At 57.2% G+C, this 24,253-nt stretch carries 26 protein-coding genes; 21 read left to right on the forward strand and 5 right to left on the reverse strand.

The window, feature by feature from the left end:
- Nucleotides 1–40 precede the first annotated feature (40 nt).
- The 11 genes from ACYU70_RS18415 to ACYU70_RS18465 all read left to right on the forward strand — a co-directional run bounded on the left by ACYU70_RS18415 (nt 41) and on the right by ACYU70_RS18465 (nt 12,325).
- Complete coding sequence (locus ACYU70_RS18415) at nt 41–1,510, forward strand: NCS1 family nucleobase:cation symporter-1 (RefSeq protein ID WP_342300494.1); 1,470 nt, start codon at nt 41–43, stop codon at nt 1,508–1,510.
- Between the two features lie 149 nt (nt 1,511–1,659).
- On the forward strand, nt 1,660–2,397 hold the full coding sequence (locus tag ACYU70_RS18420; RefSeq protein ID WP_342300495.1) for a hypothetical protein: 738 nt from the start codon (nt 1,660–1,662) through the stop codon (nt 2,395–2,397).
- A 145-nt stretch (nt 2,398–2,542) separates the two neighbouring features.
- Nucleotides 2,543–5,077: an excinuclease ABC subunit UvrA gene (gene uvrA / locus ACYU70_RS18425; protein ID WP_342300496.1), complete on the forward strand. Its 2,535-nt coding sequence runs from the start codon at nt 2,543–2,545 to the stop codon at nt 5,075–5,077.
- Between the two features lie 259 nt (nt 5,078–5,336).
- Nucleotides 5,337–6,614: a tyrosine-type recombinase/integrase gene (locus tag ACYU70_RS18430; RefSeq protein ID WP_342300497.1), complete on the forward strand. Its 1,278-nt coding sequence runs from the start codon at nt 5,337–5,339 to the stop codon at nt 6,612–6,614.
- A gap of 32 nt (nt 6,615–6,646) precedes the next feature.
- Nucleotides 6,647–7,483: a hypothetical protein gene (locus tag ACYU70_RS18435; protein ID WP_342300498.1), complete on the forward strand. Its 837-nt coding sequence runs from the start codon at nt 6,647–6,649 to the stop codon at nt 7,481–7,483.
- Between the two features lie 124 nt (nt 7,484–7,607).
- Nucleotides 7,608–7,934 (forward strand): helix-turn-helix domain-containing protein, encoded by a 327-nt coding sequence (locus ACYU70_RS18440; RefSeq protein ID WP_342297906.1) that lies wholly within the window; start codon nt 7,608–7,610, stop codon nt 7,932–7,934.
- Between the two features lie 460 nt (nt 7,935–8,394).
- Nucleotides 8,395–9,486, forward strand: a complete 1,092-nt coding sequence (locus ACYU70_RS18445; protein WP_460616068.1) for a hypothetical protein — start codon at nt 8,395–8,397, stop codon at nt 9,484–9,486.
- Between the two features lie 170 nt (nt 9,487–9,656).
- Nucleotides 9,657–10,745 (forward strand): DUF6371 domain-containing protein, encoded by a 1,089-nt coding sequence (locus ACYU70_RS18450; protein ID WP_342297910.1) that lies wholly within the window; start codon nt 9,657–9,659, stop codon nt 10,743–10,745.
- A gap of 68 nt (nt 10,746–10,813) precedes the next feature.
- Complete coding sequence (locus ACYU70_RS18455; RefSeq protein ID WP_342297911.1) at nt 10,814–11,401, forward strand: hypothetical protein; 588 nt, start codon at nt 10,814–10,816, stop codon at nt 11,399–11,401.
- A gap of 175 nt (nt 11,402–11,576) precedes the next feature.
- Nucleotides 11,577–11,945, forward strand: a complete 369-nt coding sequence (locus ACYU70_RS18460) for a hypothetical protein (RefSeq protein WP_342297913.1) — start codon at nt 11,577–11,579, stop codon at nt 11,943–11,945.
- A gap of 11 nt (nt 11,946–11,956) precedes the next feature.
- Complete coding sequence (locus ACYU70_RS18465; RefSeq protein ID WP_342297915.1) at nt 11,957–12,325, forward strand: hypothetical protein; 369 nt, start codon at nt 11,957–11,959, stop codon at nt 12,323–12,325.
- 222 nt (nt 12,326–12,547) lie between these two features.
- Here ACYU70_RS18465 and ACYU70_RS18470 read toward each other — a convergent pair whose 3' ends face one another.
- Entirely contained in the window at nt 12,548–13,438 is an 891-nt protein-coding gene (locus tag ACYU70_RS18470; RefSeq protein ID WP_342297917.1) for a hypothetical protein, read from the reverse strand.
- Nucleotides 13,439–14,031: 593 nt separating this feature from the next.
- On the opposite strand from ACYU70_RS18470, the gene ACYU70_RS18475 reads away from it, so the two are divergent.
- The 3 genes from ACYU70_RS18475 to ACYU70_RS18485 all read left to right on the forward strand — a co-directional run bounded on the left by ACYU70_RS18475 (nt 14,032) and on the right by ACYU70_RS18485 (nt 16,524).
- The gene (locus ACYU70_RS18475; protein ID WP_342297919.1) at nt 14,032–14,409 is read left to right on the forward strand and encodes a hypothetical protein; all 378 of its coding nucleotides are present in this window, start codon (nt 14,032–14,034) and stop codon (nt 14,407–14,409) included.
- Between the two features lie 67 nt (nt 14,410–14,476).
- Nucleotides 14,477–14,644, forward strand: coding sequence for a hypothetical protein (locus ACYU70_RS18480; RefSeq protein ID WP_342297921.1), 168 nt, complete (start codon nt 14,477–14,479; stop codon nt 14,642–14,644).
- Between the two features lie 470 nt (nt 14,645–15,114).
- Nucleotides 15,115–16,524 (forward strand): T9SS type A sorting domain-containing protein, encoded by a 1,410-nt coding sequence (locus ACYU70_RS18485; RefSeq protein ID WP_342297922.1) that lies wholly within the window; start codon nt 15,115–15,117, stop codon nt 16,522–16,524.
- A gap of 88 nt (nt 16,525–16,612) precedes the next feature.
- Here ACYU70_RS18485 and ACYU70_RS18490 read toward each other — a convergent pair whose 3' ends face one another.
- Entirely contained in the window at nt 16,613–18,007 is a 1,395-nt protein-coding gene (locus ACYU70_RS18490) for a T9SS type A sorting domain-containing protein (protein ID WP_342297924.1), read from the reverse strand.
- 531 nt (nt 18,008–18,538) lie between these two features.
- On the opposite strand from ACYU70_RS18490, the gene ACYU70_RS18495 reads away from it, so the two are divergent.
- The gene (locus tag ACYU70_RS18495; RefSeq protein WP_342297926.1) at nt 18,539–20,314 is read left to right on the forward strand and encodes a T9SS type A sorting domain-containing protein; all 1,776 of its coding nucleotides are present in this window, start codon (nt 18,539–18,541) and stop codon (nt 20,312–20,314) included.
- Nucleotides 20,315–20,386: 72 nt separating this feature from the next.
- On the opposite strand, the gene ACYU70_RS18500 is transcribed toward ACYU70_RS18495, so the two are convergent.
- A complete protein-coding gene (locus ACYU70_RS18500; protein WP_342297928.1) occupies nt 20,387–20,821 on the reverse strand; it encodes a hypothetical protein in 435 nt (144 codons plus the stop codon).
- A 135-nt stretch (nt 20,822–20,956) separates the two neighbouring features.
- Here ACYU70_RS18500 and ACYU70_RS18505 point away from each other — a divergent pair, with 135 nt between their 5' ends.
- Nucleotides 20,957–21,424, forward strand: coding sequence for a hypothetical protein (locus tag ACYU70_RS18505; protein ID WP_342297929.1), 468 nt, complete (start codon nt 20,957–20,959; stop codon nt 21,422–21,424).
- A gap of 82 nt (nt 21,425–21,506) precedes the next feature.
- Here the strand turns inward: ACYU70_RS18505 and ACYU70_RS18510 are convergent, their stop codons facing one another.
- Entirely contained in the window at nt 21,507–21,800 is a 294-nt protein-coding gene (locus ACYU70_RS18510) for a hypothetical protein (protein WP_342297931.1), read from the reverse strand.
- A gap of 122 nt (nt 21,801–21,922) precedes the next feature.
- Between ACYU70_RS18510 and ACYU70_RS18515 the strand changes: the two genes are divergently transcribed.
- A complete protein-coding gene (locus tag ACYU70_RS18515; RefSeq protein WP_342297933.1) occupies nt 21,923–22,060 on the forward strand; it encodes a hypothetical protein in 138 nt (45 codons plus the stop codon).
- Nucleotides 22,061–22,078: 18 nt separating this feature from the next.
- On the opposite strand, the gene ACYU70_RS18520 is transcribed toward ACYU70_RS18515, so the two are convergent.
- A complete protein-coding gene (locus ACYU70_RS18520) occupies nt 22,079–22,348 on the reverse strand; it encodes a hypothetical protein (protein WP_342297935.1) in 270 nt (89 codons plus the stop codon).
- 143 nt (nt 22,349–22,491) lie between these two features.
- Here ACYU70_RS18520 and ACYU70_RS18525 point away from each other — a divergent pair, with 143 nt between their 5' ends.
- The 4 genes from ACYU70_RS18525 (at nt 22,492) to ACYU70_RS18540 (ending at nt 24,219) form a co-directional block, all read left to right on the forward strand.
- Complete coding sequence (locus ACYU70_RS18525) at nt 22,492–22,731, forward strand: hypothetical protein (RefSeq protein WP_460616069.1); 240 nt, start codon at nt 22,492–22,494, stop codon at nt 22,729–22,731.
- Nucleotides 22,732–22,865: 134 nt separating this feature from the next.
- A complete protein-coding gene (locus ACYU70_RS18530; protein WP_342297938.1) occupies nt 22,866–23,351 on the forward strand; it encodes a hypothetical protein in 486 nt (161 codons plus the stop codon).
- A 122-nt stretch (nt 23,352–23,473) separates the two neighbouring features.
- Nucleotides 23,474–23,734 carry a hypothetical protein gene (locus tag ACYU70_RS18535; protein ID WP_342297939.1) on the forward strand — a complete coding sequence of 87 codons (261 nt, stop codon included), beginning with the start codon at nt 23,474–23,476 and terminating at the stop codon, nt 23,732–23,734.
- Nucleotides 23,735–23,736: 2 nt separating this feature from the next.
- The gene (locus ACYU70_RS18540; RefSeq protein WP_342297940.1) at nt 23,737–24,219 is read left to right on the forward strand and encodes a hypothetical protein; all 483 of its coding nucleotides are present in this window, start codon (nt 23,737–23,739) and stop codon (nt 24,217–24,219) included.
- Nucleotides 24,220–24,253 lie beyond the last annotated feature (34 nt).

A 24,253-nucleotide genomic window follows, 5' to 3' on the forward strand; every position in this document is an offset into this window, starting at 1 on the left:
GTTTTCCCTACATTAGCCCGGCCTTTTTACGGATAATCGCATGAGCACCTCTACGGAAACTTCCACTACGCCCGCCCCCGGCCTCACTAGTCTTGACCTGGCCCCGGTGCCTTTTGCCGAGCGCACTTGGGGCACGGGGCACTACGCCGCGCTCTGGATTAGCATGAGCCTGTGTATTCCGACCTATATGCTGGCCAGCTCGCTCATCGAGGGCGGTATGAACTGGTGGCAGGCGCTGCTCACCATCTTCCTCGGCAATACCATTGTGCTGGCCCCCATGCTACTCAATGGCCGGGCCGGGGCGCGCTACGGCATCCCGTTCCCGGTGCTGGCCCGCGCCAGTTTCGGGGTGCGCGGGGCCAATGTACCGGCCCTGCTCCGGGCCATCATCGCCTGCGGCTGGTTCGGGATTCAGACCTGGATTGGGGGCTACGCGCTGTATCAGATGGCCGTGCTGTGGATTCCTTCACTGGGCACGCTGCCGGCCATTTTCCCGGCCAGCTGGGCGCTGGCCACAGGGCCGGCGCTGGTATTTCTGCTGTTTTGGGCCTTGAATATGTACGTGGTGTACCTCGGGGTCGAAAGCATTCGCAAGCTGTTGGTTTTTAAAGCATTTTTCCTGCCACTGGCGGCGCTGGCGCTGCTGTGGTGGGCCATATCAGCCGGGCATGGGCTGGGACCGATTTTGGCGCAGCCGAGCAAATTCACGTCCAGCGCGGCGTTCTGGGCGTTTTTCTTTCCCTCGCTCACGGGCATGGTTGGGTTCTGGGCCACGCTGTCGCTGAATATTCCCGATTTCACGCGCTACGCCGTGAGCCAGCGGGCGCAGCAGCTGGGGCAGGCGCTGGCGCTGCCCGCGTCCATGACCTTGTTCTCGTTCGTGGGCGTGGTCGTGACTTCGGCCACGTTCATCATCTACGGCAAAACCATCTGGGACCCGGTGGTGCTGGCCGGGCGCTTCGACAGCAAGCTGCTGGTGAGCTTCGCCATGATTGCCGTGGCCCTGAGCACGCTGGCCACCAACATCGCGGCCAATATCGTGAGCCCGGCCAACGACTTCGCCAACTTCTCGCCCGAGCGCATCAGCTTCAAGGCCGGTGGCTACATCACCGGTGTGCTGGGCGTACTGATATTTCCCTGGAAGCTGATTGCCGACCCGTCGGGCTACATTTTCACCTGGTTGGTGGGCTACTCGGGACTGCTGGGGCCCATCGGCGGCATCATGATTGTTGATTATTACCTCATCCGCCGCCAGCAGCTCGACGTGCCCGATTTGTACCAGTACCACGGCCGTTACGCCTACCGCGGCGGCTTCAATCCGGCTGCGATTATCGCCCTCATCATCGGGGTGCTGCCCAACGTGCCGGGCTTCCTCACGGCCATCGGCGTGCTGGACAAGGGGACGGTGTGGCCGGCGCTGGTGGCGGTGTATAACTACGCTTGGTTCGTGGGTTTCGCGGTGTCGGGGCTGGTTTATTTGCTGCTGATGCGCGGGCAAACGGCAGCCTAGCCTGCAAGTCGAGCAGTAGATGCCGTTCCATACGCTTCCTCCACTGCGGTATAGCGGTTGAGATGGCCTTAATACCGGCTTGCCGATGGTAGAGGCGGAATGCCGGGCGCTACTATCTTGCGCCCCCTTCCCTCCGCTTCCTTCCATTCATGAAAGCAAACTTTCTACTGCTGTGCGCGGCGTTGCTGGCATCTTCCTGTCAGAAAAACGAACACCCCACCCCTACTCCCGGAGCTGAAGACCCTGATTGGGTGAAGCTGCGAATTCCAACGCCTTGGGACGGCGACGAGGCCTACTCGGTTATCGGCGACCTCGACAAAACCCTGCTGGTAGCCACTACCGAGCGGCTGAGCGCCACTTCCGACCAGGGCAAAACCTGGCGGACATTGAAAGTATTCAGCCGGCCTACTTATGGCTTGCTGCTGCGCAACGACACCCTGTTTGCGCTTAGTGCCCGCGCTACTACCCCGCAGGGCCAGTCCGTGGCCACGGTAGCCGACCAGTTCAGCACGGACTTTGGACAGACTTGGGCCTACCCCGTCGATGCCAACTACTACCGGCTCCGGGCCATTTCCCAGCCGTTTGGGCAGGTGGGCGCGGTGGGCATCAGCTACGAAATCCGAGAAAATGCGGTGCCAATATCCGGCCAAGCTAATTCCACGGCGCTGCTGGCTACCGATTTGCTGCGTACCGATGCGGCTGGCCAGGTGCAAACCCTGCGCCTGCCCGCCCGGCACTACCTCAAAAACCTCGCCCTCGATGCGCAGCACCGCCTGTACGTAACCGCCTCCGGCCTGCGCTTCGATGACCGCACGGGCACTGTGTACGACCCGGCAAAGTCAGAAAAATCGGCTGTTGTGTACGTTTCCCGGCGGCCATTGCCTTAGCGCTACTCCATCGGCACGTTGCAAACCGCTCTTTTCCAAATCAGTAGCTGGGGTACGGTTCAGCACGGGCTGGCATCGATGAACGGTTATTGTACTGCCGCCCCCGGAATTCCCGTATGACGGCTGGTACAACCCGATTCTGAAAATGAACAAGCCTGCTACTGCTACCTCCCATTCCGGCTTCGTGCGCGTGCGCGGTGCCCGCGAGCACAACCTCAAAAATATCGATGTCGACATTCCGCGCGATGCGCTGGTGGTGTTCACCGGCGTGTCGGGCTCGGGCAAGTCGAGCCTGGCGTTTGGCACGCTCTACGCCGAGGCCCAGCGGCGCTATCTTGAATCGGTGTCGCCGTATGCGCGGCGGCTGTTTCACCAGATGGCCGTGCCCGAGGTGACGGCCATTGACGGGCTGCCGCCGGCCGTGGCCCTGCAGCAGCAGCGCGGCGCGCCCAGCACTCGCTCGTCGGTGGGCTCGGTCACCACGCTCTCCAACCTGCTGCGGATGCTGTACTCGCGGGCCGGCGACTACCCGGCCGGCCAGGGCATTATCTACGCCGAAGCCTTTTCGCCCAACACCGCCGAGGGGGCCTGCCCCACCTGCCACGGCCTGGGCCGCGTGTACGAAGTGACGGAGCAAAGCATGGTACCCGACCCCACACTCACCATTCGGGAGCGGGCCATTGCGGCCTGGCCCCAGGCCTGGGGCGGCCAGAACCAGCGCGACATCCTCGTGAGCATGGGCTTTGATGTGGACACGCCCTGGCAGGATTTGCCCCAGAAGGACCGCGACTGGATACTCTTCACCGAGGAGCAGCCCGTGCTGCCGGTGTACCCCGGCTACTCGCCCGAACAAACCCAGCGCGCCATCAAGCGCCGCGAGCCGCCGAACTACATGGGCACCTTCACGGGCGTGAAAAAGTACGTGCTGCACACCTTCGCCACCACCCAAAGCGCCCTGATGAAGAAGCGCGTGGCCCAGCACATGCTGGGCTCCGACTGCCCCACCTGCCACGGCAAGCGCCTGCGCCGGGAGTCGCTGTCGGTGAAGTTTGCCGGGCTGGATATTGCCCAGATGTCGCGCCTGCCCCTTAAGCGGCTGGCGACGCTGCTGCAACCCTTCGCCGAAGGCAAAGCCGGGAAGCAGAAGCACGATGTGGAGCACCCGGAGCAGGCCATCGTGGCCCGGCGCATTGCCGAGGATTTGGCGGCGCGCCTCACCGTGCTGCTCGATTTGGGGCTGGGCTATTTGTCGCTGGAGCGCGGTACGCCCACGCTTTCGCCCGGGGAGTTGCAGCGCCTGCGGCTGGCCACGCAGCTGTATTCCAACTTATTCGGCGTGGTGTACGTGCTCGATGAGCCCAGCGCCGGCCTGCACCCGGCCGATACCGAGGCGTTGCTCACGGCGCTGGACGGCCTGAAAAGCGCGGGCAACTCGCTGTTTGTGGTGGAACACGATTTGGACGTAATCCGCCAGGCTGATTGGCTGGTGGACGTGGGCCCGGCCGCCGGCGAGAAGGGCGGTGAAATCCTCTACAGCGGCCCGCCCGAAGGCCTACGGCTCGTTCTCGAATCGCAGACGCGGCAGTTCCTCTTCGATGCTCCCGCCCTGCCCGAAACGCCCCCCCGCACCCCCACCGGCTGGCTGAAACTGGCCGGCGTGACCCGCAACAACCTCGAAAACCTCGCTGTGGAATTTCCGCTGGGCGTGTTCACCACCGTCACGGGCGTGTCGGGCTCGGGCAAATCCAGCCTCGTGAGCCAGGTTTTGGTGGAGTTGGTGGCCGAAAGCCTGGGCCAGAATATCGAAGCCGAAGAAGAGGAAACCGACCCGCTGGCCGCGCCCGCGCCAGCCACACTCGGCGGCCACATCACCGCCGGTCTGGACAAAATCAAGCGGCTGGTACGCGTCGACCAGAAGCCCATCGGCCGTACGCCGCGCTCCAACATGGCCACCTACACCGGCCTGTTCGACCACGTGCGCAAGCTGTTCGCCGCCACGCCCGAGGCCAAAAAGCGCCGCTACGATGCCGGCCGCTTCTCCTTCAACGTAGCCAAAGGGCGCTGCGAAAACTGCTCCGGCGAAGGCTTCGTGATGGTCGAGCTGCTCTTCCTACCCAGCGTGTACGCACCTTGCCCGGTCTGCCACGGCGCGCGCTACAACGCCAAAACCCTCGAAGTGCAGTACCACAACCGCAACATCGCCGAAGTGCTGGGCCTGACCGTGGACGACGCTTGGGAATTCTTCGCCAACGAGCCCGCCATCCACCGCGCCCTCACGGTGCTGCGCGAGGTGGGCCTGGGCTACCTGCGCCTCGGCCAGCCCGCCACTGAGCTAAGCGGCGGCGAGGCCCAGCGCATCAAGCTTGCCACCGAGCTCCAACACATTGGCCGCGGCAACACGCTCTATGTATTGGATGAGCCCACCACAGGCCTGCACCCTTCCGACATCGAAAAGCTGATGCTGCAACTGGAAGGCCTGGTAGCTGCCGGCAATACCGTCATCGTGGTGGAGCACGACATGCGCGTGGTGGCCGGCTCCGATTGGGTAATTGATATCGGCCCCGGCGCGGGCGAGGACGGTGGGCGCGTGGTGGCAGCTGGCCCGCCGGCCGAGGTGGCGCTGGTGAAAGCCAGCCGAACTGCGCCATATCTGAGGCGCTTTCTGGCAGAAGCTCTCTGAACAGCGGGCAAAGAAAAAGGCCGTTTCCACATTGGAAACGGCCTTTTATGTAGCGGGGACTGGAATGCAACCTGCATTTCCACCCCGACTGCAAGCGAGTGGAAAAGCAGCTCAAACACGCTTTAAACGGCTTTCTACAATTCCACTTGTCGGGCTGAATCAATCTAAACACGGTTAAGATCTCCTAGTGTGTACCCTTGCGTGTACCCCGATAAGGGTACACGCCCTATATTTATAGCGGCAACCACAGACACTCGCAATGGCAACCGTATCGTTTCACCTGAAAGAGCCCGGGGTAGACCGCCCCACGGCCATTTATGCCCTGCTGACCATTGACCGACGGCACCGCATCAAGGTCTACACCGGCCGCAGCATCCACCCCGACAAGTGGGTAAAGGCCGAACAGCGGGCACAAGTGCGCGGCAAGGGCAACGAGCTAAACGGGCTGCTGAACGATGCGCTGAACGATATGGAAAAGCAGTTGCTTTTAACCCATGCCGAAAGCCTAGCCACCGGCACCTTGCCCACGGCCGCTGCCCTACGCGAAGCCGCCGCCCCCGAACGCCCCGACGAGCCCGCACCCGTTCCGGTTGGCGGGTTGTTCTGGCAACGGTACGAAGAATGGGTAGCCTACACCCGCGCCGCCGGCACTGTTCGCACCGCACAAGCCCACGCCACCGCCGGGCGGCACCTTCGGGAATTCAGCGAGGCGCAAGGGTATGCAATCGACTTTGAAACCCTTACCCCTACCGTGGGCGATAGATGGGCCGCCTATTTGCTGAACGTGGCCGGGCTTACCGACAACACCATCAACAAGCATTTGGGCCGCCTCAAATCGTTTATGAAGTGGGCAGCCAGACGGGGCTACACTGACAACGCCGCGCTAACACAAGTGACCTGGGCGCGGCGTGAGCCCGATGTAATGGCCCTGAGCGCGGCCGAGTTGACGGCCCTCGAATCCTTGCCGCTTGCCGTGGGCTCCCGCCTCGAAAAGGCCCGCGCCTGGTTTCTGTTGGCTTGTTACAGCGGCTTGCGATACTCCGACCTCGTGAGCATTAAGCCTCAACACCTACGGCCCGCCACGGCCACGCTTCCGGCTCACTTGCGCCTGACCGCAAAGAAAACCCGCGCCGTGGTGAACGTGCCGCTGAGCGCCCGCGCCCTCGAAATCGTAACCCGCCTGCTGGCCGGTGAACTTGCCACAGTGAAGAATGGGCCGATTACCAACCCTGTCCTAAACCGCTTCCTGAAAGAATTGGGCAAGCTGGCCGGCATTGATTCGCCCATTGAGGTAATCCGGTACCGGGGCGGTATTGCCGATGTAACCACGGCCCCGAAGTACGAGCGCCTGACCGTACACACCGCCCGCCGAACCTTCGTAACCCTGAATCTAGGCAAGGGTATGAGCGCCGAGTTTGTAATGAAGCTGACCGGCCACACCTCTTACAAATCCTTTCAGCGTTACGTGAACCTCACGCCCCAGCGAGTAGCCGAAGAATTTGCCCGTTTCCATGAAATGCCCGAACAGGCTCAATAATTGTCATACAAATCACTGTATAACTGACAGATATGTACGGATATTATGAAGGTTTAAGGGAAATGGCCCGGCATCCCAGCTTCTTTACGGACGCGATGCGCGAAGAACTGTCACTGTTGCGGCAACAGTTAGAAGATGGAACGGATGATGAGAACTTCCCGTGGGAAAGGCACGACAGTTTACTACTACGGCAAAGGCTTTCTAACCTACCCGAACACTTTAAAAGCCTTGCTTTAGAACGCCTAAGAGAGTTGGTAAAGCTTAAGAGTGAAAATTACACCGAGATAGCGCGGGCGCTCACTATCCCGGTGACTCCAGCCAACGCCAGCAGGCTCGCAAATCGCCTAGAAGGCTTGAAGCAAACAAGGGATAGGCTGGATAATGCGCTTAAAACCCACAAGCAACTTGAAGAATTAGAAAAGGAATTGTTTGTACCAGAATTGGCTTCGGCCTCCCCTGGAAAAAGCCCCGCGCCTGCTTCCAACCCAGCCCGAACTACAATAGAAGAACTTTGCATAGCTCCTTTTACAAAATCAGACCTAGACCAATTATTGCAGCAGCTTCGGCTTATTGACTCGCAAAACAACTGCTTAACAAACAATCTTGAAGGCAAAGCAGCAGGATTGCGAAGCAAGTTCACGGCTGTCTACAGGGTTCTACAGCGGGCACGTCTAATGGATTCCACGGCCAACGATGCAGAATGGGCTAATGCTTTTCGGAGCGCATATCATGCAGAAATTGGTGAAGCGGCCCAGAAACACGAACTGACCGCCCACGGCCACGCTGCCTCAACGTCTTCGCAGCCTTTCAAAAAAGGAGTGGCCGAGGTTACTACCTGGGTGAGTAATTGGCGCGAAAATCAATCCTAAAAAGGCTTGCGGCACCATCTATTGCCCCCTATTGCCTGCTAATACAAGGCTTTTTCATTAGCAGGCAATAGGGGCTTTTGCTTTGTAAAACTCGACCGGCGCACTCCCCGGCGAACACATACAAATGCAGGCAATTATCCCTGTGGGCGTTGATTACGCCCAACTACTCGAAGACGTGCGGGCCATGTTTCGCCACGAATTCAACAACGCCGCCCCGGCTGCTCCCGTTGCTGGCACCCCGCCCGCCGACGAGCTACTAAGCATCCAAGAGGCGGCCGGAATGCTAGGCGTAACGGTGCAAACCGTACACGAATGGAAGCGGCGCGGGCTACTGAAGTATCACAAACTGGGCAGCCGTTCCTATTTAAAGCGGGCAGATGTATTGGCCGCCCTGCAAGGCTACCAACGCAGCGAAAAAACTGGGCGAGGCACTAACAAAAAGGGCCAGTAACCATGAGTGGCTCTGACCCTTACAATGCTTTTTCTTTGCCTGGACAGCAAGACAAAGTTACCACAATCGAACCGATAAATCGAGAAGAAAACGCGAAATTATTCGCGTTTAGCCCCGAGGGCCTCCGTAATGTTTGCCGCCGCTTTGGTATCACTGACGAGAAGCTTGAGGCAACACTGTTAGACTATGTGCGGCCCGGCGAATACGCTATCGAAGCCGAACGCCGCGCCGCTGATATAGCCCGTGTGCTCGGAGCCATTGAGGCCGTGGTAAAGTCCGCGCCGAAACACAAAGCTGCCATGAAGGGCAAGCAGAAAGGAGGCGCTACATGCTAGGCACCACCGCCCCTACCTATAAGCCTGCTCTGCTTGCTCATTTCAATCAACTTGCCGACCAGCCACAAACGGCAAACAATTGGCAGCCCCCTACGGCAAAGCCAAGTCCCCCACCGTTCAATTGGGTGCCGCAACTACTCGAAAACCGCGAGAAGCTACGGCACCGTAGCACTGAGGCCGTGCGCTTTGCCGTGCCTTTGGTTTTTCAAGATGACGAACCGGTTATTTGGCCGCGCACCCTCAACTTGATTCAGGGCCAGACCGGCTCCCATAAAAGCCGTGTAGCAGCTTTGTTCGCCACGGTCATGATAGCAGCCGGGATTCCTGCATGCGATGCAGTGGGCTTAGCCCGCCACGGCGAGGAAGGTCAATCTTACACGCTCTGCTACGTTGATACGGAACGGAACGCGAGCGATGATTTCCCCTTCGCCATCCAGCAGATGCGGGAACGCGCCGGGTACGCCCGCAACGAGCACCCGGCCTGCTTCGACTTCATTACCCTAGAGCCTATCCCCCGGGCTGAGCGCTTAAAGGCACTGGGGCAGTACCTCGAATACGTCCGGGGCAAGTATCAGAACCATTTGGTCATTGTGTTGGACGTTCTAACCGACTGCATTTCCAGCTTCAACGATGAGAAGGAAAGCCTGCTGCTAGTGGATATGCTCAACCGGTTTATCAATAGCCGGGACGTTACGTTTCTCTGCGTCATTCACGAGAACCCTGGCGGGGTGAAAGCACGGGGCCATTTGGGTACCGAAGCTCAGAACAAGGCCAGCACCGTCTTGCAGGTGGCGTACATGAAGCAAGCCAACGGCGAGGCCACCGACGTGATAGAGATGCGCTATCTGAAGCGCCGCAATGGTAGCCCTGGCCTCTCCTTTCACGTTGCCTATGACGAGGCCACGAAGGGACTGATTCGGGCCGATGCAACTGCTGTGGCACAAGCCACCGCGAGCCGCCGCGCCAAGGCCACACCCAACGAATTAGCACCCGCCTTAGCCACCGAGCTGGCGTTTGGACCGTTGGCTTCTGGTGAATTAGAAAAGCGCCTGGCGGCTCGCTTGGGAGCTAGTGCCCGAACCATTCGTGAAAGGATAGCCGAGCTAGCCGCTACTGCCGAAAAGCTGCCCAATATGGCTGGCTGCGAGTGTGTGTTGACTAAAGCCAAAGACGGGAAAGAAACTCGCTATTCGCTGACACCCGTCGGGGCCGACTGATGCCCAAAGACGTTGGCACGTTGGCAAAAGCATATAGGCGCTTTTCCAGTCTGCCAACGTCTTTACTGCCACGCTGCTACTACCGGAACGTTGGCACATTGGCAGACCCCATATAAGACTTTGCCAACGTGCCAACGTCTTTTCACCCTACTACCCTCCCCTTTCAATTAATGCCATACGAACGTTTTACTCCTTTGCCTTGGGCTGGAAAAAAGTCCCGCCTTACCTGCCCCAATTGTGACCGCCCGCACTGCTTCCGGCCCTATGTTGATACCGAAACGGGTCAGCTACTGCCCGACATATACGGCATGTGCGACCACGAGGTGAGCTGCAACTACAAGCTCAGCCCGTACTCCCGCCCGGCTGGTGGTGGACTGAGCTACGCCACAGCCACGGAACGCAACGACGAGCCCCAATGGTCACCCCTACTGCCAACGCCGCGCCGTGCCGTGCTCGCTGCCTGCCCGGTTGATGCGCTGACCATCCCGGCCGATGTATATGCCGCTTCACTGGGACACTACGAGGCCAATACCTTGGCCGTGCTATTGCGCGAGCACTTTGGTTGGGGCATAGCCGCCGAATTGCTTCAACGCTTTCACTTGGGCACCTCTGCCCACTGGCCGGGAGCTTGTGTATTCTGGCTGCTCGATGAACAAGGCCGGGCGCGGGGTGGGCAAGTAGTGCTCTATGATGCTACAGGCCACACCGTAAAGACCCCGCACCGGCACACCACTTGGGCGCACACAGCCCTGAGCACCGCCTACACCAAACGCGGAGAGGCCGCCCCGTCCTGGCTAAGCGATTACGCTGCCCACGCCCAAAAGAGCCCGTGCCTGTTTGGCTTGCCGCAACTGACCACAGCCCCGCTGCACATGCCGGTGGCTCTGGTGGAATCCGCTAAAACTGCCATTCTCGCCACGCCCTACGCACCACGCTTTATTTGGCTGGCTACGATGGGGCTGAGCTACCTCACGGCCGAACGGCTGGAGCCTTTGCGGGGTCGCCGCATTGTGCTTTTCCCCGATGCCGGGGCCTACGAGAAATGGCAGACCAAAGCCATCTCGCTGCAAGCGGCAGGTTTCAACATCAGTGTGTCAGCCGAACTGGAAACTACCGCCACCGAAGCAGAAAGAGCGGCTGGGCTGGACGTGGCCGATGTGCTACTGAGGGAATGGCAGGGCTACCCGCCAAACTGGGACGATTTGCCCCCGCGCCCCGCTGAGCCTAGCCAAGCAACGCTTCTATCAAATGCGGCTTAACTCCGTGCCAGTGGGCACACCCCAACCCCATCCATCGAATCAACACATTTACCCCAAACCTCAAACCCATGCGTACCAATACCCCCAAACTCCCCACCACCCTTACCCAAGCCCTGACAGCGGCAGAAGATACGCTGACCGCCGCTTACCACCTCAAACTTGCTGACTTGCTGAGTAGCACCGCCACCGATGCCGAGCGTGTGCAGCTCCTTGCCGAGTTCGGCGGCATCGCTGCGGCCGGCAGTGAGTTGGACTCCATCATTGCCCCTCTCGGTGGGCTGCGCGACCTGTGCCGAAAGAAGAAGCCCACGGCCAGCACTTACGAACTTGTGCGGTATTTGCTCGACACCGAAGCCGCGCCGCTGTCGGCTATCACCACTGACGTACTGAATCACCTCTCGTACCTGGCCGCCGTCGTGGCCGAAGACCGGGCCGCCTACCAGTACAAGCCCGACGAGGCTTTCCCAAAGCGTAACCGCGACTTGCACCCGCGCAAGCTCACGGTGGGTGAAACTAACCAAGCCATTGCTGATGCCCGCGAACGTGCTACGGCTGCCAAGACACTACTGGCGGGGCTGCCGGCCATCCTTACCCGCGTGCGGGAACTGGCCGAAGCCGGCAATGACCTCACGCCCGCAGCCGCCTGGCTTAAGTAGGTGGCATCCCAAATCCCACCGTCCCAAAACATATACTAACGGGATGGTGGGATATGGGACGGGCCTCAAATGGGCTGATGCAAATTCTGTGGTTGTGTATGCGAACGACGACTAGGCTATCCATCTCTTTTCTGCAATTCAATTCCCAATACCAAACATCTCACCACGCGACACTGTGCCGAAAACCACTCCCCTAACCGCCGAGGCTAACACCCTGATATTGATTACCGCTGAGGCCGAGGCGCGTAGAAAAGTCGCCAGGCAAGCCAACGTCCCAAGCGGTGCTCTGCCTGTCCTTGCCTTGGTGGTTTACCGGCGCGAGCAAAGCAAAATCACCCGACCCGCCGCTGTGTACGCCGCCAACATTGCCAATGAGGCCCTAATCAGGAGCTACATCCGGCAGTTGGTGGCCGCTGACCTCTTGGCCCTAACCGTGCGCCGAGGCCGCCGCACTTTGGCTCCCACATTGGCCGGGTTGGGATTAACCGCCAAATACTACAGAGCAATCCGCGAAGGCTGCCACCAAATCAACACCCAAGACTAAATCATGTCAACATGAACAACAGTACCCCACCACTATTTTACCTCTCAGAGCCTCAATTACTGCCCATCATGCGCCGTGCCTGTCACCTGTACGCTTTCCTGCTTCCACCTTGGCAAAAACCCGACGAGCAATGCGCCTTGTTTTGCGCTACAATGCTTGCAGCGGGTTCAGTGGGCAATATCGTTTTCTGTCTAGGCCGGGCTTTCTCGGCAAAGATGCTTCCGCTATTGGTCGAGGCAGAAGCCTTCGAGCTAGTCATGGGACTAGAAAATGCTATCGCCCATGGCCGTAGCCTACTAGATGAAGCGGGCAGCCTCGATGCGGAAGGCTTGGAACTGGACCCCGCCATGCAAGCAGCAAGGAGGGCTGATATTATTTAAAAGCCTTTGAGTAGCTTGGCAGCTCACATTTCATAACTACCCCAAATGGCAGACAAAGACGCCCATTTAACCCCAGATGAAACCGCATCCCTTACGTTGGACATGGTGGGCCACTGGGCGGGTTGTAAGGATGCCGAGTTAGCCGCCTTTATTCGCCAGCAGCGGCGGTAGGCGACGAAACACAAAACGTTGACAAACAATATATTGTTATTGCTTAAAGCTTTACTCCGTCTTATTTCCGAACGTTTGAGGAAAGTCCCTATCCCTATCCCTATCCCTAGCCCGTTTAAGCATACGAGCTTGCCGAGCTTTCACTTGGTTTTGGTATTCGTCTACGGGTGTCTGCTGAAATGGAGATGACTTTATTTCCGTGATTGCGCCTTGACTCATTGAGTCCAATCGTCTAAGCATCCTGTCTTTTTGCAAGGCAGCAATTGCATCACTTAAAGGAGGTATTTGCAGCGGTTTTAGTGGCAATTCTTCGGCCGTAGCTGACTGCTTGCGTTCAAGCGTATACAGTTGCTGCGCGGGGTTCATGCCAACCTGCCAAGTATGCTCAGACACAATTTTGACTTCCGGAAATCTTTCTTCTCTGTGCTTAGGTCGAATAGCTCCATAAGTAGGCGATGTACGGCGTCTTGAGCGTTGTTGAACGGGAATAATTGGAAGCTCAGATGCATTAACAGGCGCTTGACTGGGCACTACTAACGACGAGGCTGAGTCAGGCGTCGCTACGGCTGGAGGGGCTACTGATTTGTTTTCTGGTCGAACGACTGGCTTATTATCGGATGGCTTGGTTACTGGCTGGGATGTAACACCCCCGTCTTCTACTTCGAGTCCGCCAGCGGTATAACCTTTTAGTACAGTAGCTAGAATAATAACTGCGCCTAATACGGCAAAGAAGGTTCCTGGAGCTGCATTGGTGATACTCAATTTATAACCGCCCGGCCCTTCTCCAGCCGCACCGCCGGCCGATTGTCCCGGCCTAAACATCGATGGCTGGGTAAATAATCGATACCCAAGAAACAGGCAAAATATTCCCGCTGCAATGGAAATCAGCTTGTAGCAGAATACCAGCAGCATTGGCAGTTGGCCATAGTCTTGATTTTCCATAGTGCTAGAGTATAGAGATTGAATACCTATCGCCTGTTGCGAAATTTACGATATTTATTATTAATTTATATATTTTATATGTGATAATCTGCGTAAAATGAGCTGAACTCCTTTGCATGGTATAATACGCGCACGCTGTAGGGGCCGGTGGCCACCACCCCTGTGGACACACCGGAATAACTGGGTGCTTCCCACAAGGCCAGTGTCCGCTACACAAACCTAGTGGGGCCGTTCTCCCTGATGGAGTGTCCTCAAAAAAAGAGGCCGTCCCCTAGACTGGTTATCGAAAAAATAAAATTGTGGTGTAGGTGCGCTAATCGACCAGACGGGGTATCTGAGAGAGGCCGGGGCAAACGGGCAACCGGAACCATTCGACCCGGTACCCATCCTTCGAGAGCCGCCCGGCCCTGCTGGCATATTCAGGTTCCTACCTATTCTCAATTGCCAACCGGCGAGCACCTGACACGGGCGTACAACATTGCGCCACAATTAATATGCAATGCACTACGCGTGAGCAATTTACAAATAACAAAATTGGCACGACTTAGAAAGTATGGGATACTTTTGCCGCTTATCTCACCAAAGGCAACAGCATGCAAGTACCCAACTTTAGCCGGCCGCCGGCTCAACACATCATCAACTTCGGAATCGACCCACCTACTCCGCTTCAACTAGTCCTCTGGGAACACATCGCCCCTCTTATCGACTACATCCAAGCACTTGAAAAGAGGGTAAATCAAATCGAGCGGGGACAAAGTGAATGGGTAAGCACCAAGCAGGCGCTGCAAATAACCGGCATCAAGTCCGGCGATACGCTGAAGCGATTGAGAGAGCTTCCGAATGCCATTATCATTGTTCGGTTCGAGGGAAAAACCTCCAAACAACCCAAATACCTGCGTGCCTCGCTTATTGCCTACTGCGAAAGTCGCATCCGAAAACCCACGCAGCCCGGCCGAAACCTCGCTGCGTAACCGGTTAATGTTCCCTACATAACTCACGCAATCCGCCGCCACGAACCTCAACAAAGGGGTGCAGACGATGGCCGCATTCGGCGCTCAGGCCCGCAACTCCTACCCCGCGCAGAACACGCCCCGCATAGGCTCCGGCGGTCCCGCGCAGGGCTACGATTCGGGCGACCCTTATATGGGCGCAGGCGGCTTTAGCCGGCGCAATCGCTACAACATGGGAATGGGCTCCGGCCAATAACCCCGCCTCACCCTCAATGAAAGCCCGGCCCTCATCACTGGTCGGGTTTTTTGTGTCCTGGAAATCGGGAAAATAGAAATTGATGATGTAGGTGAGAGGTGTGACCAGGCGGGGCACGCAGCGAAGGCCGGGGGCTTTGGGCAACCGAAATCCCCAAACCCGGTGGGCCAGATTCAGAGGCCACGCCCCCTACTGGCCGGCAAGCGACCCATTATGTGCCGCCGTGCCGCCGTGCCGTCCACCGGCAACTTCGCAATGGGTAATCGCAATGGATGGGCGAGCAACGGGATGAGGGCAGGGAGGAAAATGGCGCAGGTTCAGAACCATAGCGGCAATGTAGCACTATGGTTAGAAAGGCTTTACCTGCTGTAAAACTTCCGGGCATCTTCCCGGCATTGCCGAGCTTTTCACCAAACCATCACCCGCCGGCCGGTAGATTTGTCCCCCTTGTTTCCCACCCATTTAATTCCATGCGTTCATTCTTTACGTTCCTTGCCGGCGGCCTGCTGGCCTTCACTGGGGCCCGCGCCCAAGCACCCGCCTACAATTTTTACTACGGCAACCTGCACGCCCACTCGGCTTACTCGGACGGCAACCAGGACTCGACCAGCTCGGGCAAAAGCACGCCACTGCAGGACTACCAGTTTGCCAGCGCCTCGCTTCATTTCGACTTTTTGGGCCTTTCGGAGCACAACCATGCCCAGGCCGGTATGCACTTGGTCAACTACGCCCGGGGCCGTGCCCAGGCCACGCAGGCCACTACGCCCACCTTCGTCGCCCTGCACGGCACGGAATGGGGTGTCATCAGCGGTGGGGGACACATGCTCGTCTACGGGATGAGCCAGCTCATCGGCTGGGAAGCTGGCAACTACAACGTGTTCGTGGCCAAAAATGATTACCAAGGCCTGATGCGACAGATTAACCGGGTGCCGGGGGCTTTTGCCCTGTTCGCCCACCCACAGAGCGGCGACTACGGCAACCTGGCCGGCAGCGCGGCCTTCAGCCCCCGCGCCGACTCGGCCTTAGTGGGTGTGCCCCTGCGCTCGGGGCCAGCCACCTCGGCCTCGACACTGTACAACACTGTGGGGACGAGCTACGAGAGCACCTACCGCACGATGCTGGCCAAGGGCTACCACGTGGGCATGAGCCTGGACCACGACAACCACGAAACCACCTTCGGCCGCACCACCCATGGCCGGCTCGTGGTACTGGCCCCGTCGCTGAGCGAGGCCAACCTGCTCCAGGCCCTGCGTGCCCGCCGCTTCTACGGCTCCGACGACTGGAACGCCCAGGTCACGCTCACCCTGGCCGGACAGCCCATGGGCACGATTGCCCGGGGACCGGCCGCCGCCGCGCTGGCCGTGGGCTACGCCGATGCCGACAACGAGGCAGTGAGCAGCATCACGCTCATGCGCGGCGTGCCGGGCTCGGGCACGCAAGCCGTGAGCGTGGCCACCGCAGCTGCCGGGGCCGTGGCCCTGAGCTACACCGACCCGGCCCCGACGGGCACGGCTTACTACTACGCCGTGATTGTGCAGGCCGATGGTGACCGCATCGTCACTTCCCCCATCTGGTACACCCGGGCCACGGCCATGGCTACCGTGGCGGCCCAAGCGTCGCTGCCGGTGGACGTGTTCCCCAACCCGGCCGTAGCTGGTGGCCCGGTGACCGTATCCTATTATTTGGAGGCGACGGCTACGGTGAGCGCCGACGTGCTCGACGAGGTGGGCCGTCCGGTGCGGGTGCTGGCTTCGGCACAGGCGCAGGGCGCGGGGCCGCACACGCTGGACGTGTCCACGGCCGGGCTGGCGGCTGGGCTCTACACTGTGCGCCTGGTGCACGATGGAGCGGCGACCTATCGCAAGCTGATGGTGGAGTAAAAGCCCTGATTGATTGAAATAAAGAAGCCCCGACCTAGTGGTCGGGGCTTCTTTATGCCTGCTTGCGCTGAATCAGTGACTAACTGAATCAGTGACTAATCTGAATGCGCTGTGTAGACACTTTGCCTTGCTGGATGATACGTAACATGTACAATCCATTGGGCAAAGAATGGACATCTAAGCCTTGTTTAGTTGATGCGCCAAACTGTTGCACGACTACTTTGCCTGAGCCATTAAGCAATTCGGCTTGCTCCACCTTTTGAGAAAGCATAATTCGTTCCGTTGCAGGGTTGGGGTAAATGGCAATAGGTTCTTGTGTAGGAGCCGCACGATACATTACGCACTGGTTCCCATCCTCGTCTTGACTGGCAATAGTCAGGCTACGATAACATGCGCCCGCAGGGCAGCTTCCGTAGCTGATATTGCATGTTACGTTTACGTTGCGGTAGATGTAAGGATAAGTAGAAACAGGCGTGAACGACATCGTACCGCCGTTTTCCGTATAATTACGCACTTCGCTTGTGTTGGTCACATCGTATCCACTGACTGACCACTGGAATCCGGTGGCGTATCGACTAAATGCCTCCGGAACTGTGAATGTGAACGTTTGCGAGTAGCAGTAGTCATCGTAGTTATTTATAGAACCTGGATTCTGCGGGTCTGCCATTGGACCAAAGTCCGTGGCCAAATCTAGTGTGCCACCGTTACCACTGGTAGGGGGGCACCCTTGGTCTACAATGGACACGTCGTCAATGACATATTGAACCGGCCCACTCCCACCGTAGGGATAATACCGGACGAATTCTAAGGAATTGTCAGATACCATAGGCGACCCTTCAAAACCAATAGCAATCCAAGCGTCCGTTGTTTGTGCTACAAACGTCCCCGTGACGTGAGTCCAATTATGAGTATCAGTGATATAATCTGCAGAAGTAATGCTGGCATAAGGCGTCGGTGCCAAAATGGTGCCTACTGCGTAGTTTCTGGTTGGCATTGCACTGTGTACTGTCAAAGACACCTTGCTTTTAGACGTAGTAGTTGGCCGCCTTAATACATAAAAATCGGCCTGATAGACATGACTAGCAAGCAAACCCGTCAGGTGCTGGCCAATGAATTCGGAAGTGGACACGCCAGGAGGGTCGCACACGATACTGGCACAACCTGTCCCGCTACGAGGAAAGAATGGCGCGTATTGATGAGGCGTCCCATCAGGGTTGGTTTCGTCGGTATTGTACTGGGTGTTTGAACTAAGAACAGGAGTAGTTGAGGTCAAATAATCAGGTGTATTACTGACATTGAACCAGTTAGACAAATCATCATAATCTGAATTTGGCGCGATATTCCTTTGCCCTTGAGGCTCATGATTGCGCGATTCGAAACTACCATTAGGAACCAAGTTTAGGCCGGTTTGGGCGGATGCTGTGCCAAATGCTCCTAAACCGAGGGCCAAAGCAGCAAGGGTTGAATGTAGGGCTGTTTTCATAAGGGCAAATGGGGTTTGTGAAAAGTATTCACAAATCTTACCCGCACATGACTCATCTATCAAGGACAGTTCGCCCCTGTTTGCGACTATAATTTTTCCATTATCCCTATCATTATTTCTGCCATAGCAGAAGGTGATAAAGCCATTGTGAAGTGCTGAGTTGGCGCTTCTTTCAGCAGGAAAGTCGAATCGGTGACATTGCCTTACCAGCGCTAATAATTTGAAAAAAAACGAGTGTATCCAAGTACAACAAAGTCCGGCCGGTTAGTCGGGGCTTTCTTGTAGGCCTAATTTAATTTATTACTTGTCCTATTTGGAGCAGCAGGCAGTAAATGTCATTTTTTACTTGGAAATCATATGACAAAACACTCCGCCTGCAACGCCATGGCGTGATGCCTTCATTTTATTCTATCAATATATTAAATAGGCCTAGTCGCAACCAGGGCCATATAGTCCTTTTTAGGGTGAAGAATAGCGAGCAGCTTTGCTTATTCATTTTTCACACCTTTTCACCCTTTACCCGACTACCCTATGAAGCATTCCTTATCTCTCCCCTCTGTCGGTCTGTTGCTCTTCGGGGCCGGCCTGCTTGGCCAACTGCCTGCTCAGGCCCAGACGCGGCGCTCCAATCTTCCGTCTGCCCGTCAAGCGGTTAGTCAAGACACAATCCGCCGATACGCGGCCACGTATCAGGTTCAGCAATTGCAAGAGCAGCCTACGACAACCTCGCAACGGAACGGTCCCTGCGACCTGCTGACCAACGGCGATTTTGAAACGCAGGTAGACAACACTGGGCCTACGCGCATCAATAATTTGGGCGGCGGCTACACCGTGGCCAATGGAGCGGTACCACCCAACGATATCATACCGACTCAATTGACGGGATGGCTTTCTGCTAATACTGCTGGCACTCCAGATTATTACGCCAGCAATGCCAGCCCGAGCAACCCTCAAGTCATTCCCAACAGTGGCATATATGCCACATTCACCCCTATTGGAGGTCAAGGAGGTAGCGTGGGTCTGGGTACCTACGAAACGGCCAATCGTCGCGTGTCGGAATACATCAGTACCCAAGTGCCAAACCTCAGCTCAGGGGCTCGCTATTATGCCAGTTTCCAGGTACAGGTGAGCAACGGCGGCACTTTACGGACAAGTGGCGGTGGCAACGTAAGCACTAGGGGAGTAACGAGCGGGTTTGGGATGCTTTTTTCCAATGGGGCATTGCCTTCCATGACAGTTAACGGCAGCGATGACTTCTTGCTGCCAACCGGAGCGGATGGGGTGTTAACCACCACTGCACTCACCAATGCAAACGTCGGGGTATGGACGCCCGTCTCCGGACAATTCACTATGCCTGCCGGGAGCCAGACCATAACCATTGGCCTATTCAACAGCAATTTATCCGACCGAAATAGCTTAATTCTTACCGCCAACGGCGGTACAAGTGCTGATATCGCACGGACGTACTTCTTGGTGGACGATGTCGAGTTGTTCCGCATCCCCACAGCTGGTCCACCAGCGAGCTGTTCTGGTACGGGTGTTACTATAGGGGAAGGATGCTCTATCCCAGGGGCGACCTATTCGTGGAGCCCTGCGGCGGGCCTCAACGCCACCACTAGCCTCAATCCAATAGCAAGTCCGTCTGTCACGACGACCTATACACTCACAGTCACCCTGCCGGATGGTTCAACATCTGTTTCATCTACTACCGTTGCTGCGTGCCCCTGCGCACTTCCAACCACACCGCAATTATCAGGGGATTTGAGTTCTGTGCCTTGTGAATTACAACGGGTGTACATGACCATTACCAATTTCAATCCTGCCTACACCTACACCATGGTCGGCACCGATGTCAGCCCTCGCCCGAGTGCGCTTGGGGCGGGTACGTCTGTTCCCAACAGTAGTAAGTTCTTTGTACAGGGCAATGCAACCTGGACCCCAGGAGGCACCTTTACGATTGTTGCCTCAAATAGCTGCGGCTCAAGTCCGGTGCAGCAATTTGACGTAACCTATCCGCCCTGTGACCCAAATCCTTACGAACGGTATGCCATCTCTCCAAACCCGGCCGCCGATGAAGTCGTCGTGCATACGAACGAGTCGAATTCAGCCAGCAAAGGGCGCGCAGCCAACGGCCTCACTTCCGTGCAGATATACGACAGCTATGGCACCCTGCGCTTGGAGCAACGCGGCGAGAATGCCTTAGACGTTCGCCTGCGGGTCGCCAAGCTGCCTGAGGGCCTGTATACTGTCCATCTATTACGTAATGGTAAAGTAGTCGAACGCCAGAACATCCAGATTAAGCGGTAACCATCCGCACGGCATCACATCATAACGAAGCCCTGGCCAACTGGTCGGGGCTTTTTCGTGGGTACCTCCCTTCTACTTGCGGGATTTGTGCACGGGCTTGGCAGCCGCTGGCGCAGGAGACACGGGCGGCACCGGCGCATGTAGCTCGTCATTGAGCACGGCCTCTTCCAGGGCGGCCAGCCGGGACACGATCATCTGCTGCCGCCGGCTGCGTTCCTTCTGACGCGTGGTCGCACTCTGCTCGTGCTGCTGGTGGAGTCGGCTAATCATGCCCAGTGCTTCATTTGACAGCTTCAGGTGCGTGACGAGAATACGTCCCCGGACCAACTCGCTCGGCATGTCATCCGCCGCTTTAGTGGCAATATGTTCGGCCGCGTCCTGCCGGCTGAGGCAATTCTGCAGGATGAGGTAGTAGCCCCCGCCGGCCTCGTAACGGCGGAGGGTGATGCGGCGGTTGTGGAGTCGCTCGACGACGACGTGAGCCAGGGCAGGCAGTTTGAAGCGCATGGAAAGGAGTTTGGCGCTCAACGGCTATCGAGCACATTTCGTGTGCCAAAGGAGCGAAAGTTCAGTGCTAGCACTGATGTATAAAAAATTAAATAGTTATTTATTGTTACATTATTAATATCCAAACAAATACCCATGAAAAACACCAAAGCAACTCGCCCCAGGGTTTATACGGAAAAGGATGTTGCGGCTGACCCAACCGTTAAAGAAGATGGCTACCTTCAAAAACTCGTCAAGTACATTCCTATCGAAATTGTGACGGCTTATACTGCAACCTCATCTGCCGTTCAGAATAAAAATGGGCCGCTCTTATTGGTTATCTATTACTTTTTACTGGCGCTGACCCCGCTATACACGTGGTTCCTTACGCAGGAGCCCAACAAGCCGAAACCACTATTTCAGACTATTATTTCTCCCATTGCATTCTCTGCATGGGTTTTTGCATTGGAAGGCCCTTTTGACAAGGTTAAAGAACACTGGAATGAACCCGCCATGGGCACTTTTGTACTGACTGGCACCGTGCTTATGATTCCTGTGCTGGAGAGAATATTCTTAGCCGTGTTTACCAATGGTAAGCAAGGCAGCACACCAGAACCAGCCTAGTCCTTCAGAGTGGGATGCCATTACTCCCCTACTTCGTTGCCAAGGGCCCAAGCACAAAAGAGGCCCGCTAGTGAACGTTTTGTTAGTAGCACCACTTGCACGGGTCCATCGCCTGCTGGGCCGAAGCCAGGCTCATCGGGACCACGCTGGCCCCGCACCGGGCGAGGCCCCGGCAGCCGGGCGAAGCGTGGTACTTGACCGTATTGCCGCTGTTGCAGTAGTACACCACCGGCCCGGTAGTGTGCTTGGTCTTGACCTTCACTTTGGCCGCCGCGTGGTGGGTGACGGTTTTGCGGGTCGTGCGCGGGTGATGCGTCTGGGCCGGCGCGGCGAAAGAGCACGCGAGCAGGGCCGCCTGGAGTAGCAGGTGTTTCATGGAGGCAAGCGACAAAAAAGCCCCGATGGGTGGGCTTATCCGTGACGTAACGATTTGATAACGTCCCCGTCGCAACCCTGCCGGCGGAGCGGCGGTTTACTGGATTGCCTCCTGCCCGTGCCATGAAATTCCGCACCCTACGTACGCACCTCAATGCCCTGCGTGCCCGCCAGTCGCGGGTCGTCTACGTCCTGATGAGCGGGACGGCGGCGGCCGGGTTGGTCTGGGCCTTGTGGGAGCATCACCTGCTGGCCTTTTAAACGGCTGGCCCGCCTCCCCTACAAGTCCTCCAACTCATCGAGCTCTTCCGGCAGGGTGATGTAGTGGGCGTAATCTTCGAGCGGGGCCGAGCTGACGAAAGCACGCAGGTGGGTGATGTGGTTCGCCGCCACGTCGTAGCTGAGTTCGGCCCCCCCCCCGCTGGGCAGGTGGTAGAGCAGCACCGACTCGTTCAGGCCCTCCCAGCGAGTAGCCAGGTAGGTGCCCGTTTCGTGCACGGTCGCCAGTTGCGCTTCGTCGGGCAGGGCGCGGAATTGGTAGAGGGTCATCGGGGAGCCAAGGTAGGGAGTTGGCGCAGGTAGCTGTGAAATGATGCGCAGACAATATCTTAATTAGCGTATCAAATGGTTACATTTACGTCATGACCATTCAGACCGACCAGCCCCTTCCTCGTCGCCCAGGCCGCCCGCCCGTGGCACAACCTGAGGGCCGCGACCTAGCTACTGAGGTGAACCACCTAAAGGCGTGGCTGCTTACCATGCCCGCGATAAATGCAAGTACCATCTCCGTAGCGGCGGGCTTGCTACGCGGCGACCTTGGCAATGTGCTGCGCGGCAACCGCAGCCCGCAGGCCCACAAGCTAGATGCTATATATAAGGTACTCGTACCATATGGCTACAAAAACATATCACCTGATAACAAAAATATTTAACCTAATAATGAGTGACTTACATATAAGCCACTCTTTTTTTGCCTAATTATGTTATCAATTGATACTTTAATTAAATCATTCTTCTACCTTTGTCATGTCGCCGCAACGAAGCGGCCGCGTTAACTCTGAAAAGGATGCAAACCCTGACCATCGCCGCCGACTTCGCCCCCGTAGACTTCAACAACCCCGCCATCACCTTCGGCAACTACTTGGCCCCGCTGCCCGCCGCCATCCACAACGCTTTCCCCCTTGCCCCCGACGAGCAGGGGTGCAAGATTCTCGCGCTATCGGCCGACTGCCGCCATGAAGAAGACGAGGCCACCACGGGCCGCTTCGTTGTAGCCCGCCCCGTTGCCCGCGAGGATTGGGCACGCATCGAGCACGGCACCCCGATTATCTACACCGGGCTTTACCGCTGGAATGAAGCTGACCTCGCTCAATACCCGAGCGAGGTTGGGCAGTACTCATCGCACGTTGGCACATTCATTTTGTGCGACGACAAGCGCGGGGCCTTCTATGCTTCATCGTGGGCCATGACGGGGGACGACGAGCCCCAGGACTACACCGCCGCCGATGTGTTCGAGGTGTACACTATCGAGCGGTTTATTGAGATAGTGTAGCACTGTTCAACGAAGCAAATCGCCCCGGCCTCAAGGTTCGGGGCTTTTTCTTGCCCATTACCTTGCAATCATTTGACAATCTGCTATATTCGGACCGAGATTCTACCCCATCTCCTTAGCTTATGAAGCGGTTACTCCTGGCCCTGTTGCTGCCTATCGTGGGCACCATCACCGCCGCCCCTGCCCCGCCCTACAATTCCGGCTTTGCCCAAGTAAAAGCCCACCGAGCTACGGCAGTCTATCTATGCGCCAACGGCAAGAGCGTAGTTTACCACAGTAGCCGCACCTGCGCAGCCATGCGCCGCTGTTCGCATACCGTGCGGGTTGTGTCAGTTAGTGAGGCCACGGCCACAGGCCATCGCAAGTGCATGAAATGCTACTAGATATGAAGCCCCAACTCTTAATCCTTGCTCTTTTTGCCTGCATTTCAACTGCCTACGCGCAAGCTCAACACGATGAGTTCGCGCACCTGGGGAATGCCCATGCCCGCCATACTTACTGGTGGCTTTACTCAAGTGCCACCATCCACGATAGCATGGCCGTTCATAAAGAGTGGCAGCTCGCGAGCCTGGGTGACCAGCAGAGCAAAGACGTTGTTGCGTATGTGTCAAAAGATGGGAATACTGCTCGTTTCTTCACTTTTATCGAGGGGCTGCTGATAAAGCAGTCATACCTAACAGTGCCCGGAACTACAGACTATGATAGGATGGACGGCTGGTTTGCCAGAACAATTGCACTGGGGGACGGAAGCCGATTTGACCGCAATTCAGGCTTGATATTGAACAAAAAAGCCACCAGTCAAGGTACCATGTTTACCATTGAGCCTGATTGGCAAGACGAGGCAGCTATAAAAACGAGTAAGCAATAAACAAAGCCCCGGCACATTACACGCCGGGGCTTTC

The sequence above is a fragment of the Hymenobacter segetis genome (assembly GCF_054776495.1).

Excerpts from the sequence above, each read along its gene's own strand:
- ACYU70_RS18505 (WP_342297929.1), top strand. The coding sequence starts at position 20,957 with ATGAAAAACACCAAAGCAACTCGCCCCAGGGTTTATACGGAAAAGGAT.
- ACYU70_RS18435 (WP_342300498.1), top strand. The coding sequence starts at position 6,647 with ATGTACGGATATTATGAAGGTTTAAGGGAAATGGCCCGGCATCCCAGC.
- ACYU70_RS18465 (WP_342297915.1), top strand. The coding sequence starts at position 11,957 with ATGAACAACAGTACCCCACCACTATTTTACCTCTCAGAGCCTCAATTA.
- ACYU70_RS18450 (WP_342297910.1), top strand. The coding sequence starts at position 9,657 with ATGCCATACGAACGTTTTACTCCTTTGCCTTGGGCTGGAAAAAAGTCC.
- ACYU70_RS18430 (WP_342300497.1), top strand. The coding sequence starts at position 5,337 with ATGGCAACCGTATCGTTTCACCTGAAAGAGCCCGGGGTAGACCGCCCC.
- ACYU70_RS18490 (WP_342297924.1), bottom strand. The coding sequence starts at position 18,007 with ATGAAAACAGCCCTACATTCAACCCTTGCTGCTTTGGCCCTCGGTTTA.
- ACYU70_RS18495 (WP_342297926.1), top strand. The coding sequence starts at position 18,539 with ATGAAGCATTCCTTATCTCTCCCCTCTGTCGGTCTGTTGCTCTTCGGG.
- ACYU70_RS18510 (WP_342297931.1), bottom strand. The coding sequence starts at position 21,800 with ATGAAACACCTGCTACTCCAGGCGGCCCTGCTCGCGTGCTCTTTCGCC.
- ACYU70_RS18415 (WP_342300494.1), top strand. The coding sequence starts at position 41 with ATGAGCACCTCTACGGAAACTTCCACTACGCCCGCCCCCGGCCTCACT.
- ACYU70_RS18420 (WP_342300495.1), top strand. The coding sequence starts at position 1,660 with ATGAAAGCAAACTTTCTACTGCTGTGCGCGGCGTTGCTGGCATCTTCC.
- ACYU70_RS18470 (WP_342297917.1), bottom strand. The coding sequence starts at position 13,438 with ATGGAAAATCAAGACTATGGCCAACTGCCAATGCTGCTGGTATTCTGC.
- ACYU70_RS18540 (WP_342297940.1), top strand. The coding sequence starts at position 23,737 with ATGAAGCCCCAACTCTTAATCCTTGCTCTTTTTGCCTGCATTTCAACT.
- ACYU70_RS18475 (WP_342297919.1), top strand. The coding sequence starts at position 14,032 with ATGCAAGTACCCAACTTTAGCCGGCCGCCGGCTCAACACATCATCAAC.
- ACYU70_RS18530 (WP_342297938.1), top strand. The coding sequence starts at position 22,866 with ATGCAAACCCTGACCATCGCCGCCGACTTCGCCCCCGTAGACTTCAAC.
- ACYU70_RS18500 (WP_342297928.1), bottom strand. The coding sequence starts at position 20,821 with ATGCGCTTCAAACTGCCTGCCCTGGCTCACGTCGTCGTCGAGCGACTC.
- uvrA (WP_342300496.1), top strand. The coding sequence starts at position 2,543 with ATGAACAAGCCTGCTACTGCTACCTCCCATTCCGGCTTCGTGCGCGTG.
- ACYU70_RS18455 (WP_342297911.1), top strand. The coding sequence starts at position 10,814 with ATGCGTACCAATACCCCCAAACTCCCCACCACCCTTACCCAAGCCCTG.
- ACYU70_RS18485 (WP_342297922.1), top strand. The coding sequence starts at position 15,115 with ATGCGTTCATTCTTTACGTTCCTTGCCGGCGGCCTGCTGGCCTTCACT.
- ACYU70_RS18520 (WP_342297935.1), bottom strand. The coding sequence starts at position 22,348 with ATGACCCTCTACCAATTCCGCGCCCTGCCCGACGAAGCGCAACTGGCG.
- ACYU70_RS18440 (WP_342297906.1), top strand. The coding sequence starts at position 7,608 with ATGCAGGCAATTATCCCTGTGGGCGTTGATTACGCCCAACTACTCGAA.
- ACYU70_RS18480 (WP_342297921.1), top strand. The coding sequence starts at position 14,477 with ATGGCCGCATTCGGCGCTCAGGCCCGCAACTCCTACCCCGCGCAGAAC.
- ACYU70_RS18535 (WP_342297939.1), top strand. The coding sequence starts at position 23,474 with ATGAAGCGGTTACTCCTGGCCCTGTTGCTGCCTATCGTGGGCACCATC.
- ACYU70_RS18515 (WP_342297933.1), top strand. The coding sequence starts at position 21,923 with ATGAAATTCCGCACCCTACGTACGCACCTCAATGCCCTGCGTGCCCGC.